Below are 12,448 nucleotides of genomic sequence, written 5' to 3' on the forward strand. Positions count from 1 at the left end.
CAAAATGCGGGCAGCATTTTGTAGAAAATCCAGTCGCTTTAAGCCTCCGCGGCTTGAGCGGAGATTTTTTCGTTCTTTTTTATCTTTAAAAAAGGACTGGGGTGTAAGGGGCAAAGCCCCTTACATAATCCCTAAATAATCAAGCACATCTTCCCCGTCTATTTCAGCTTTGACATTAGCGTTAGCTTTTTCTATTATCCCGTTTTCGTCTATAACGTAAGTCGTTCTGATAACTCCCAAAGTTGGACTATTTTCATCCAAAACATCATAGTCTTTCAATACTTTTTCCTCCGGATCTGAAAGTAAGATAAAAGGTAAGTCGTACTTATTTACAAAGTCAGCATGAGAAGTTTCATCATCTCTGCTAATACCGATCACCACGATATCATTGCTAACGAATGTATTGAAATTATCTCTGAAATTGCACGCCTGCTTTGTACATCCCGGAGTATCATCTTTGGGATAAAAATAAACAACTACCTTTTTTCCTTTAAAATCCGATAAGCTCACTTCTTTGCCGTCTTTATCTTTAAGCGTAAAGTCAGGTGCTTTTGTTTTTACTTCTAACATATTTTCCTCCTATATTTTAAGGAATACATATTTGTCCTTTTCAGACCTTTCTGAAGAATACTTATACCCTCCGTAAGTAAAATCTTTAAGTTCTTCACTTGATTTTATTTTGTTCTTAACTATATACCTGCTCATTTCCCCTCTTAAAGTCTTAGCTTCCGTAGGCAAGGTTCTTATTTTACCTTTATGACTGCATTTAAAATCTACGGTTATAAAACTGTCTTTATTCTTAAGATAGGGACTTACCACTTTTGAATACTCTCCCGAGGCAAGGTTTATCACTTCTTCTTTATCTTTAAAAAGTTCTTTATATATATTGTCAGACCAGTATTTATATAAGTTTTTCCCGTTTATATCAAGCTTACACTGCATTTCAAGTCTGTAAGGACATATTCCGTCATATGGTTTTAGTATTCCATAAAGACCGCTTACTATTCTTAAAGTTTCATTTGCAAACTCGGCTTCATCATCTGTAAAATCACCTGCATTGATATGAGTATACTGCAGTCCGTTGTATGACAGAATAGAGGGTATCTCATGCTTGAAATCAAAGAAATCGTTATAGTAAATAAAAGCTTCCATGGCTATTTTCGGATTTACTTTCATTATATGCTCTATTTCCATAGGGTCGAGCTTCCTTAACTTCTTTGCAAGAAACTCCGCTTTTTTATAGAACACAGGTTCACTGATTTTTTTATTTTCGTCATATACGATTTTCATCTTTTTTGCAGGTGAAATTATAACTTTCATAAATACCTCTCTTTTTTCTTTTTTAAAGAAACAAACTTTCTAGGGGCGCTGCCCCTAAAACCCCGGCACTTTTTAAAAGATTAAAAAGTACCAAAAAATCTCCGCTCAAGCCACGGTGGCTTATAGCGACTTGATTTTCTCTGAAAATCTACCCGATTTTCAGGAAACAGTCGCTAACCCCAACCCTCTTTTAATCAAATTTTATTAATTTCCTAAACTCATAAATCTTTTATTTATGGGATGGGGTAGCTTCTGTTCCAAGGAATGCGGGCAGCATTTCTTAATAATTCACAAATATCGCTAAAGCTAATTTGTTCATGCCCGTTACAGTCTATCGACTGAGCGTATTTTATAAATAAAATACACCTAAGTTAACAGTCACATCGAGAAGCGTTAAGAGCCACTACGGTGACTGAGCAAAAGCATTTAACTTCTTTGAAATAAAATAAATATCTTAAATTAAAGCTAAGAAAATAAACAACTTTTTTCATATATTTGAAAACAACTCACCTATAAATTTAAATATGACAGACTATCCTTCTGTCTTTTATTCTTTTTGTACCATATATAGTTGTTATTATCTATACAGTAAATAACTTTCTTAGGTAATATGCAGGTGAATGACATGGGTAAGTTTAATATCCCTTTTGCCGAAGGCTTAGCACCACGCAGTGGAAGCATTTTATCGAATATTTTTTACTTCGGAAAAATATTCGCAGAGTTCCTAAGGGACGGAGTCCCTTACAACGGGTCGTAGGGCAGAGCCATACATAGTTAAGGGGTGAAAGGGGCAGCGCCCCTTATAGTGAATTGTAAGGCACAGCCTTACAATAATGTAGCAAATAAATTTGCAAGAACTACCGTAATTATCCCTGAAACAGCAACGGAAAGTCCGCTCATCGCTCCCTCTACTTCCCCGAGCTCCAAGGCTTTTGCAGTCCCGACGGCATGAGAAGCCGTACCGTAAGCAAGCCCCACGGAAACAGGCTCGGTTATCTTAAAGATCTTACATACATATTCCCCTATTAGGTTACCGAATATCCCGGTTATGATTATTACCGCCACAGTCAAAGAAGGTATACCTCCAAGTTCACTGCTAAGGGACATACCTATTGCGGTGGTTATTGATTTGGGAAGGAGTGTTATATACTGCTCATGTGTCAGCATAAACATATATGAAAATGCAAGAATACTCCCTAGACTTGAAAGCACCCCTGCGGTTATACCGAGTATCACCGCTTTTAAATTATGTTTTAATATCTCAAATTCTTCGTATAAGGGTATTGCAAGACAAATGGTTGCGGGCGTGAGTAAAAAACTTATATACTTTGCTCCCTCATAATATGTCTTATATTCCACTTTGCATAATGTAATTACTACTCCGACGAAGATTATCCCTATAAGTATGGGATTTAATATACTAAGCTTCAGCTTCTTCCTAAGATAATCTCCAATGAAATATCCTAAAATCGTTATAAATACTCCAAAATAAAGAGAATTTGTTAAAAATCCCATTAAATATCCTCCTTATCTCTTCTTATTATCCCTTGTGATACCAGCCCCGTAACGACCATTACAATAACAGTCGTCACTATTGTTATCACGGTCGCAGGGAAAATAAAATCCGACATAGCGGAATATAGTGTTATTATTTCTACCCCGATAGGTACAAACATTATAGGCATCGTATCCAGTAAGAAGTTCCCTGCGTCTTTTATATATTTTAGTTTCATCACTCCGCTTTTAAGTAAAATAAGCATAATCACAAGTCCGTAGATACTCGCGGGTATTGTAAGCGGGATAATATAATTTAAAAGTTCGCTTATAAATGTTATTACCGCTATTATTAAAAATTGATATAAGTATTTCATATTTTGTCCTTTTATATTTTGTTAATATTTAATATCAAATATATAAATCAAATTACTTAAATTTATACTTCGTTTCCTCCGTAGAACATATTATAAATATCCTGAGCCAATATATTTTTATTCCTGTTTTCAATTACATATTTGGTGTAATAAGGATTGTCCGTCACGATACCGTCAAGACCCGTCTTTATTATATTTCTTATGTTTTCTTCCTTATTTACCGTCCATGCATAAATCTTCTTATTATTATAATGTGCATCGGAAACGATAATATTATTTATAAAGGTAGCCTCTACGGATAATTCATCCGCATATTTAAGCTCTTTCACATCTCCATAAAACAAAGTCGTTATATAGCATGTCCTTATATCTTTATCGATTTCCTTTGTCTTTTTAAGGATATCGTAGTTCATGGAAGCTACTATGCACTGATCTTCCATTTTGTATTTCTTTATAAAGTTTACTGTCTTTGCTTCAAGCTCCTTTTCATGCCCCGTACTCTTAAGTTCAATCATCAAGTCAATCTTTCCTTTGGAAGCCTTTAACATCTCTTCCAATGTAGGATAATTTTCAAATCTATGATCAGGATAAAAGGAACTTCCCGCATCATAAGTCTTTACTTCTTTTAGGTCTGCTTCCCATACCTTCTTATTTACGCCCGATATCCTCTTAAAATCGGTATCGTGCATCACTATGAGCTTCTTATCCTTAGTCTGCTGAACATCTATCTCAGCACAGTCGACTTCGGCTTTTACAGCTTCGTTGAGAGCACAAACGGTGTTTTCCGGTGCAAAGGCACTCCCCGCTCTGTGAGCCACGACACTGATATTGTCTATATCGGGACTAACATTAAAAGTCTCGGAGTATATAACTAAAATAATTATTATAATGATATATTTGATTATGGTCTTAACAGTATTTTTAAAACCATCATTCGCTTTATTATTTTCATATACTTTATCATAATCTTCATATCCGTAGTAAAGAGAAGCAAGAAAAGCTATATTAAATATAAGTATAAATATTGATAACAAAACGGTAAAGAAATTATTGAACGAGGTCACGCTGAACCAGTAATAATTTTCTATATCCGTACCGACATAAAATAGCTTTACCTTCAGTATCAAAAGGAAATATACTATTATAGTTATAAAGAATATCAATATTATCTGAAAAGCAAAGAACAAAAGAAAATAAGATATACTCCTTATAAATTTATCCTTTAATATCTCATTGCTTTTACTGCATGCACTTTTGAAATCAGCCTTGTTTACTACCATTTCAAAGATAGAAAATATATACTTGAATAGCAGCATATAAATAATTATAAGTATGATAAAATATATAAAGCTCAGAGCCGCATTTTCCTTAATAAAATCCAAAATAAATTCGGGGATACGAACGGAATTTAAATATCCGCTGGTAAGATAAATATTACTTAAAGGAAAAAGCAGAACTATAAAAGATATAAATATATTCTTGGGGCTTAAAATTTTCAAAGACCTTTTAAACGCTTTTTTAAATAAGTTTATAAATCCCGTCTTAACTCCGTTCCTGCTGTCTTCAAAGTATATGATTATCCCAAATATCTCAAGTATAGTAAGATATACAAATATAATTACCAATAAAAGGCATATCAAAACGGATAAAGGACTCTTTATCATAAGTATTGCATTATCAGGCGTCAAATGAGTTATTCCCGATACCTTTACAGCGTACTTAAATAAATCCTCACATAAAAGTACTGCAAAAATTATAAAAGCCTTATATATGATTTCAAATAAAATCAAATCGGCAGGATTGTATTTTATCAAATAAAAACACTTTTTTAATATACTTTTAAAATCGGATAAAAATTTCTTCATATTATATTTTATCTCAGTCCCCTGCCTGTGAACATTTTATTGCGTCAATAGCCGCTACAACCAAAAGTACATAAAGTTCATCTTCGTCTTTAAATACCTTTATTGTATATGTATCTGTGAAGCTTATTATCTTCTTTGAAATCTCGGCTATAGTATCTCTGTCGTCATAAATACTGTAGTCCCATTCCCATATATTCCCGTGAACCCTCCAGCCTTTAAAATCTATCTCAAATTTAGGTCTTAGAAATGTAAGTTCCTTTTTAATATGTCCTATACATTCGTCATTTACGATTATCTTAAACCTCGGAAGAAACCTTAGTACTTCTTCCTTTAATACCGCAACTTCCTCATCGTATTTATTATATACCTTAAAGCAGTGTCCAAAAGAAATACTGCCCTTTATTTTATATACAACATCTCCGTTTTCGTCGTAGACGTTGTAGCTATCTAAAAACGACATTATTTTTTCTTTGATTATAAGTTCTTTCATTTTTCCCTCCTCTGATTATATATATACTATATACTAAAAAAGACTATTTAACAAAAGTTTTATAGTCTTTTTACATAAATTTTATATTAAATTTCCATTTCTTTATTTCCTATATCCTTAAAGAAATTTATCATAAAAGGCAGGCATACAAAGAAGGTACATAAGTCCGAAACCGTCTGTGTCATTTCCACCCCAACGACTCCGAAGATGTTCGGAAGGACGAGTATCAAAGGAATAAAGAATATACCCTGCCTTAGAGACGAAAGGATAGTCGCGGTAAATGATTTCCCGATAGACTGGAAGGTCATATTCGCTATTACCCCAAGGGGTACGAGAGGTATTATCGCACACTGGAACCTAAAAGCCTCTGTACCTATCTTTATGACATCTATATCGTCGGCAATAAAAGCCTTTATAAACTGCGGAGCAAATATGAATGCAAAGACAGCAAATATCGTCATGATGATCATACCGGTCTTTAAAGTAAAGGTAAAAGCTTCTTTTACTCTGTCATACTTCTTAGCTCCGTAGTTAAATCCAAGCACAGGCTGATATCCCTGACCGAAACCTATCATGATCGAATATATGAACATGAATATTTTCCCGACAATGGACATTGCCGCAACAGCCGCATCCCCGTAACCTGCCGCAGCTACGTTCAGCATTACCGTTGCTATACTTGCAAGTCCCTGTCTCGCAAGAGACGGAAGTCCGGTCTTAATTATCATGGAACAAGTTTCAAACTCTCTCGTAAAGTTTCTTATATGAAGCTTAATTTCGCTTCTCTTGGATATAAAATGAGAAAGGAGGATAAAAAAGCTTATAAGCTGTGACAGTATAGTCGCAATGGCGGCTCCAGATATACCAAGTCCGAAAGTAAATATAAATATAGGGTCTAATATAATATTTAAAATCCCGCCTGTACCTATCCCTATCATTGCAAGATTAGCTTTCCCCTCTGCTCTAAGGATGTTATTCATTACAAAGGAAGCCATCATTATAGGAGCGCCGAAAAGTATATATCCAGCGTAACCCTTTGCATATGGAAGTATTGTATTCGTGGAGCCTAAAAGCTTCATAAGCGGGTCTATGAATATAAGACCGAAGACAGCAAGCAAAACTCCCGCAAGTATTGCAAGGAAAAATCCCGTGGAACCTACTTCATTTGCCTTTTCCTCCCTCTTTGCACCAAGGAGCCTAGATATAAGACTTCCCGAACCCATACCGAGGGTAAAGCCTATTGCCTGGATTATCGCCATTAAGGAAAATACTATCCCCACAGCTCCCGACGCACTGGTACCAAGCTTTGACACAAAGTAAGTATCCGCCATATTGTATATCGAAGTTACCAGCATACTTATTATGGTCGGTACGGCAAGAGAAGTGATGAGCTTTGAAATCTTCGTTTCGGTCATCTTTATATATTGTTTGTCTACATTATTATCATCTTTATTGTCTAATTCATTTTCCAATTCGTTTTCCAACTGTTACGCCCCCCAAAGAATAAACACATTGATTTAAAATCCTAAATAAAACATATAAAATGCAATCAAAAGCATCAATACACCTAAGAATATTTTAATAAAAAGCTGAAGCTTGCCATATTTTTCATTATTGGTTATCTTATTTGCAAGCCCCAAGCTGGTACCGACCATGACCGTAAGTATACCGTGACCTATAGAGTAACATACAAGAAGCAGTATACCCCACAAAATATTCCCGCTTCCCGCTACTATTCCAAGTATCACAACGAGTACGGGAGTGGAACAGGGAGAAGAGAATACACCTGCAAGTACTCCTGAAATAAGAGCTCCCATGTACCCTCTCTTTTCATTCTTCGAAACAAGATAAGTAGAGGGAATAAAGTTAAAAAGCTCAAAAGTTTGCAGAGCCATAAGCGCCATTATTACTCCAAGGACTATATAAAACCACCCTCCGCTAAGTGTCATTACTTTCCCTAGCATTGAAGCAAGCGTACCGAGAACCGTAAATGTAATGGCGGTACCCACCGCAAAAGTGACAGAAAGTTTAAATAGCTTCTTTGTATCCTCTTTCCCGTTCATACCTACGTATCCGACAATCAAAGGAATGGAGGACAGTGAACATGGCGTGAATGAAACCAGTATTCCCGCTAATAAAGCCACTAAGGGAGCAAGATATATATTTGATGTAATAATACTTGAAATGCTTTCTAAGATATTATTTATCATACTATTTTATACCCATATCCTCGAATATTTGAAGGAATTCATCTTCCGTAAGAAGTCCCTCTCTTGCGGTATAGATATGCTTATTATCCGTCTTTGAAGAGTATTCTATCATTTGGATATCAATATTCTTGCTCGGTTTATAAGGCTCACCTTTTTCATCAAAGAAGAATAAAGTCGGCGTTACCTTTACGGGGAAATCTTCTATACCCTTTATATCAGCATCGACACTAATCGATTTTATGATGACTTTACCCTTGTATTCTTCTTTTAATTTATGAAGAGTAGGCTCCATTTCTCTGCACGGAGGACACGTAGCACTCGTAAAATCAAGAACTATCGGAAGTTTTTCTTTTTTGAGTTCCTCCAAATCAAAAGCGGCAGTCTTTGTATCCGAACCGTTATTTTCTAAAGCCTCTTTGTCATTGTTATTCTTAACTATATAAATCCCGATCACAGCTACAACTATTAAAGCGGGAACCAATATCTTCAGTATTTTCTTATTCATTATTTTGCCTCCTAAGAATTAATTTATTTTATAATTTTAACATAAAAAAATAAAACTCGTTATAGGTTACGAGTTTTATTTTAATATTCGTAATCGAATATTAGCCAAGAAAATATAAATTATTTTCTAAAGTATTATATCATATATATGAAGAATAAACAAGGATATATCTTTTGTAGGGCTCTGCCCTATAACCCGCTCTATTTTGCTTGTCCAAAATAGAGAAAAAGGACCCCGCTGGGCACGGTGCCTAAACCTTCGTGGAAGAAATCTTTAACTTACTTAAGTAAATTACCCGCTATTTACCTGAACAAGTTATAACCTTTGGGGCGGGATTAGCGACTGTTCCCAGAAAATCGGGTAGATTTTCTGAGGAAATCCAGTCGCTTTAAGCCTCCGCGGCTTTAGCGGAGATTTTTTCGTCCTTTTTAATCTTTTAAAAAGGACAAGCCGTACATATGATTAAGCGGTCCCGAACCTTTTCCGAGGTCTAGCCCGTCTTTAAGTGCTCCCGTTATATACTCCTTAGCATTTTTTATGCTTTCTTCCTTTGAATGTCCCGCGGCTAGATTACATGCTATAGCGGAAGAAAGAGTACATCCGGTGCCGTGAGTATTTTTAGTATCTATCCTCTTTCCCTTAAACCAACGGATATTCCCCTTATCAAAAAGTAAATCATTGGCGTTGTCGTCGTAGTGTCCGCCTTTTATAAGCACGGCTCCGTCTATATCCTTAGATATTATTTCTGCCGCTTTTATCATGTCTTCTTCGCTTTTTATATTTATTCCCGACAATACTTCGGCTTCCGGAATATTGGGCGTTATTATACTTCCCAGAGGCAGAAGCTTATTTATAAGAGTTTCCATTGCATCATCACTGATAAGCCTGCTTCCGCTTGTTGCGACCATTACGGGGTCAACGACTACATTCTCCGCTTTGTATTCTTTTAACTTTTCTGCTATGGCTTCTATTATTTCAATATTCGACACCATACCTATCTTTACCGCGTCAGGTCTTATATCACTAAATATGCAGTCGATTTGATTTTTAACGAAATCCGGGGTAGCGTCCATGACACCGTAAACCCCTGTAGTATTTTGAGCTGTAAGTGCGGTTATCGCACTCATAGCGTACATCTTATGAGCGGTTATCGTTTTTATATCGGCTTGAATACCGGCTCCTCCGCTGGAATCGGAACCCGCTATAGTAAGTACTTTTTTCATATTACTCTTCCCCTTTTACCATTTTTTTAGATAGACAAAGAAGCTCTTTTGTATCATTTTCTATATCCTGACTTGCAAATATCGCGGAAACCACTGCCGCACCGTCTACATTCGTTCCCTTTAGCTTAGATATATTATCCCTACTTATACCCCCTATGGCAACTACGGGGATACTCACGTTATCGCATATCTCCTTTAGAGTATCGAAGGATACATCATCTGCGTCAAGCTTGGTTGAGGTAGAGAATACCGCCCCTACTCCGAGATAATCCGCACCTTTTTTTTCTGCTAGTTTCGCTTCTTCCAAGTTTGAAGCGGAAACTCCGAGAATTTTATCTTCACCTATTTTCTTTCTTACATCTCCCGCTTCCATATCGCTTTGTCCCACATGGACTCCGTCTGCTTCGGATTTTATGGCTATATCCACGTTATCGTTGATTACAAAGGGTACGTTATACTCCCTTGCAAGCTCTTTTATTTTCAAAGCTTCCTTTAAGAAAGTCTCGTCATCAAGTTCTTTTTCTCTTAACTGCAAGAATGTGATACCGCCTTTTAATGCTTTTTTTACTTGAGTATATAAATCTTCCTTGTCCGTCCACGCCCTGTCCGTAACGGCGTACAAAAGCATATCTTCACTATTTACTTTCATATTTGGCTCCCTTTTCCAGTTCGTCCCCTGTCATATTAAATATAGCATCTATCAAATAATTCCTAAAGGTGGAATTACCTGCCTCGGTTTCTTTCATCTTTTTATAAGCGATTTCTCCCGCATAGCCCATTAAACATACGCTTGCAAGACACGCTTCAAGCATATCATCATCATTCGCCGTTATATAAGCGGCGGTCATTGCGGAAAGCATACATCCCGTCCCCGTGATATTTGACATCATTGAATGTCCGTTCCTTACGATATAAGCTTTTTCCTCATTTGCTATTATATCGATTTCTCCGGTAACAATGATTATAGCTCCGGTCTCAGCTGAAAATCCTTTAATAAATTCGACTGCGTCATCTATATTTTCATCGGTCACTTTATCCGCTATATCGGCGTCGACACCTTTTGTGGTACCGCTTCCCATATAAAGCGTCTTTATTTCCGATATATTGCCTTTGATGACGCTAAACTTTATTTCTTTAAGCAAGTCATTTGCTGTATTGGTTCTAAGCGCAGAAGCTCCCGCACCTACAGGGTCAAGGATAACAGGATGAGAAAGTTCGTTTGCTTTCTTTCCCGCAAGTATCATCGAAGGGATAGTATTCTTATTGAGTGTACCTATATTTATGTTAAGACCCCCGCAGATAGTTGTGATTTCTTCAACTTCACCGCTGTCGTCCGCCATTATGGGAGAACCTCCGCATGCAAGAAGTATGTTCGCACAGTCGTTTACCGTAACATAATTCGTTATGTTATGGATTAGAGGTGTTTTATTTCTTACATTTTCCATCATTTCTTTTAACATTCTTTTTTACCTCCGAATATCTTATTTATTATAATACATAAAATTATCACAATTATCATAACGGGAAGAGTGTTCCCGACGGGAGTGTCTATCCTCATAAATACTCTGTAGGTAATAAACCCTATAAGCCAAAGTATAATATTAGTTTTATTTACATTCAGCCCGCTGTAATCCTTTTTTAAAAAGAAGAAGTCAGCGATCTGTACGGCTATCATAGGAGCAAATACAGAACCTATCAGATAAAGGAAATTCTCAAACTCCTCTATGGGAGTAAATATCGCAAGGAGCGTCCCAACGATACAAACGATTATGGCAACCTTTTTTTCGCTTAAATTTTTACTTATACTGACACTGCTCACTCCCGCAGAATATGCATCTAAAAACGTAGTTGTCACGGTAGAGAGTATTATTATTATTACACCTAAAATACCAAGACCTGCCTGAAGCATAATTACTGCTATGTCGCTGCTCTTGGTAAATAATGCCGCACCCATTCCTATTATGTACATCCAACAGCTTGAAATAAAGTATACCGACACACTCGCCAAAGCAGATTTACCCGGTTCCTTTGCTTCTTTTATATAGTCGGATATCAAAGGAAGCCAAGAAAGAGGCATTGCAACACTAAGTTCCACCGCAGAACCGAAACTAAGTCCTCCCGTCGCGGGATTTATGATGTTACCTTTAAATATAACAGTGCTAAGCACAACGGTAAGCAGGAACAGTCCTCCCATCGCCACGGTGTTTACTTTCCCTAGATTGGTTATACCTATGACTACCCATAAAATTATAAGGGCACCTATGATAACACACCATAAAGCCTCTAACGGAGAACCTAAAAACGAATTTGATATAACGCTTACCGCCTTTGCACCTCCTACTATCATTACCGCAGTCCAGCCCACCAGCTGAAGAACGTTAAGAGAAGAAAAAAGAAGTGAACCTTTCTCTCCAAAAGACATTTTTACCGTCTCCATTGCACTCTTCTCACTCTTTCCTCCGATGATGCCCGCAAAGTACATTAGTGCACACCCAATCAAATGTCCGATGATTATTGCAAGAAGTCCTTTGGTAAATCCGAGGGGTGCGATCAGCGTACCCGTCATAATTTCCGCTATGGAAACTCCCGCACCGAACCAAATCAGAGAATTGTCGAATACACTTGTTTTTTTGTTTTCCATAAAATGTTCCTTTCCATATAAGCAGAAAAAAACGAGAACCCTATTCGGATCCCCGTTTAAAAATCATAACAATAATTAAAATGCTTCCTACGTTGGCATTATCCAAATCAGGTTAAGGGTCGAAAATAATTTTCCTCTCAGCAAAAAGCTCCCCTGCTTATATATTAAATTTGTAAGTTTATGCTAGCATAATTGTCGGATTATGTCAATATTTGATTTCTTTTTAAAGAAACAAACGATTAAGGGGTTTCACCCCTTAAAAACCCCACGAAGTTTTTTCCGAAGAAAAAAAACTTCGAGAAAAATTCTTCCACTGCGTGGTG

Annotated in this window: 13 protein-coding genes and 1 riboswitch; all 13 genes read right to left on the reverse strand. The window is 36.6% G+C overall.

The window, feature by feature from the left end; genetic code table 11:
* Positions 1–120 precede the first annotated feature (120 nt).
* Positions 121–570, reverse strand: coding sequence for a peroxiredoxin (locus Q0516_RS02940; protein WP_294468733.1), 450 nt, complete (start codon positions 568–570; stop codon positions 121–123).
* A gap of 9 nt (positions 571–579) precedes the next feature.
* A complete protein-coding gene (yaaA, locus tag Q0516_RS02945; protein WP_294468736.1) occupies positions 580–1,320 on the reverse strand; it encodes a peroxide stress protein YaaA in 741 nt (246 codons plus the stop codon).
* A gap of 825 nt (positions 1,321–2,145) precedes the next feature.
* A complete protein-coding gene (locus Q0516_RS02950; protein WP_294468738.1) occupies positions 2,146–2,835 on the reverse strand; it encodes an LrgB family protein in 690 nt (229 codons plus the stop codon).
* Positions 2,835–3,191, reverse strand: a complete 357-nt coding sequence (locus Q0516_RS02955) for a CidA/LrgA family protein (RefSeq protein WP_294468740.1) — start codon at positions 3,189–3,191, stop codon at positions 2,835–2,837. The genes Q0516_RS02950 and Q0516_RS02955 overlap by 1 nt, the downstream gene beginning before the upstream one ends.
* 62 nt (positions 3,192–3,253) lie before the next feature.
* The gene (locus Q0516_RS02960; RefSeq protein ID WP_294468743.1) at positions 3,254–5,056 is read right to left on the reverse strand and encodes a glycerophosphodiester phosphodiesterase family protein; all 1,803 of its coding nucleotides are present in this window, start codon (positions 5,054–5,056) and stop codon (positions 3,254–3,256) included.
* A gap of 13 nt (positions 5,057–5,069) precedes the next feature.
* Complete coding sequence (locus Q0516_RS02965; RefSeq protein WP_257481237.1) at positions 5,070–5,546, reverse strand: LURP-one-related family protein; 477 nt, start codon at positions 5,544–5,546, stop codon at positions 5,070–5,072.
* An 86-nt stretch (positions 5,547–5,632) separates the two neighbouring features.
* Positions 5,633–7,030: an MATE family efflux transporter gene (locus Q0516_RS02970; protein WP_294468747.1), complete on the reverse strand. Its 1,398-nt coding sequence runs from the start codon at positions 7,028–7,030 to the stop codon at positions 5,633–5,635.
* 33 nt (positions 7,031–7,063) lie between these two features.
* On the reverse strand, positions 7,064–7,756 hold the full coding sequence (locus Q0516_RS02975) for a cytochrome c biogenesis protein CcdA (RefSeq protein WP_294468750.1): 693 nt from the start codon (positions 7,754–7,756) through the stop codon (positions 7,064–7,066).
* A 1-nt stretch (position 7,757) separates the two neighbouring features.
* On the reverse strand, positions 7,758–8,261 hold the full coding sequence (locus tag Q0516_RS02980) for a thioredoxin family protein (RefSeq protein ID WP_294468752.1): 504 nt from the start codon (positions 8,259–8,261) through the stop codon (positions 7,758–7,760).
* 428 nt (positions 8,262–8,689) lie between these two features.
* Entirely contained in the window at positions 8,690–9,484 is a 795-nt protein-coding gene (gene thiD / locus Q0516_RS02985) for a bifunctional hydroxymethylpyrimidine kinase/phosphomethylpyrimidine kinase (protein WP_294468753.1), read from the reverse strand.
* A 1-nt stretch (position 9,485) separates the two neighbouring features.
* Positions 9,486–10,133 (reverse strand): thiamine phosphate synthase, encoded by a 648-nt coding sequence (gene thiE, locus Q0516_RS02990; protein WP_294468755.1) that lies wholly within the window; start codon positions 10,131–10,133, stop codon positions 9,486–9,488.
* Complete coding sequence (gene thiM / locus Q0516_RS02995) at positions 10,120–10,944, reverse strand: hydroxyethylthiazole kinase (protein WP_294468757.1); 825 nt, start codon at positions 10,942–10,944, stop codon at positions 10,120–10,122. Before thiM ends, thiE begins: the two co-directional genes overlap by 14 nt.
* Complete coding sequence (cytX, locus tag Q0516_RS03000; RefSeq protein WP_257481270.1) at positions 10,938–12,125, reverse strand: putative hydroxymethylpyrimidine transporter CytX; 1,188 nt, start codon at positions 12,123–12,125, stop codon at positions 10,938–10,940. Before cytX ends, thiM begins: the two co-directional genes overlap by 7 nt.
* Before the next feature lie 67 nt (positions 12,126–12,192).
* Positions 12,193–12,290: riboswitch (TPP riboswitch) on the reverse strand.
* Positions 12,291–12,448: the final 158 nt, after the last annotated feature.

The organism is uncultured Anaerofustis sp. (assembly GCF_938029165.1).
Lineage (GTDB): Bacteria > Bacillota > Clostridia > Eubacteriales > Anaerofustaceae > Anaerofustis.

Coding starts and splice junctions, on each gene's coding strand:
- cytX (WP_257481270.1), bottom strand. CDS start 12,125: ATGGAAAACAAAAAAACAAGTGTATTCGACAATTCTCTGATTTGGTTC.
- yaaA (WP_294468736.1), bottom strand. CDS start 1,320: ATGAAAGTTATAATTTCACCTGCAAAAAAGATGAAAATCGTATATGAC.
- Q0516_RS02940 (WP_294468733.1), bottom strand. CDS start 570: ATGTTAGAAGTAAAAACAAAAGCACCTGACTTTACGCTTAAAGATAAA.
- Q0516_RS02980 (WP_294468752.1), bottom strand. CDS start 8,261: ATGAATAAGAAAATACTGAAGATATTGGTTCCCGCTTTAATAGTTGTA.
- thiM (WP_294468757.1), bottom strand. CDS start 10,944: ATGTTAAAAGAAATGATGGAAAATGTAAGAAATAAAACACCTCTAATC.
- Q0516_RS02965 (WP_257481237.1), bottom strand. CDS start 5,546: ATGAAAGAACTTATAATCAAAGAAAAAATAATGTCGTTTTTAGATAGC.
- Q0516_RS02950 (WP_294468738.1), bottom strand. CDS start 2,835: ATGGGATTTTTAACAAATTCTCTTTATTTTGGAGTATTTATAACGATT.
- Q0516_RS02960 (WP_294468743.1), bottom strand. CDS start 5,056: ATGAAGAAATTTTTATCCGATTTTAAAAGTATATTAAAAAAGTGTTTT.
- thiD (WP_294468753.1), bottom strand. CDS start 9,484: ATGAAAAAAGTACTTACTATAGCGGGTTCCGATTCCAGCGGAGGAGCC.
- Q0516_RS02955 (WP_294468740.1), bottom strand. CDS start 3,191: ATGAAATACTTATATCAATTTTTAATAATAGCGGTAATAACATTTATA.
- thiE (WP_294468755.1), bottom strand. CDS start 10,133: ATGAAAGTAAATAGTGAAGATATGCTTTTGTACGCCGTTACGGACAGG.
- Q0516_RS02975 (WP_294468750.1), bottom strand. CDS start 7,756: ATGATAAATAATATCTTAGAAAGCATTTCAAGTATTATTACATCAAAT.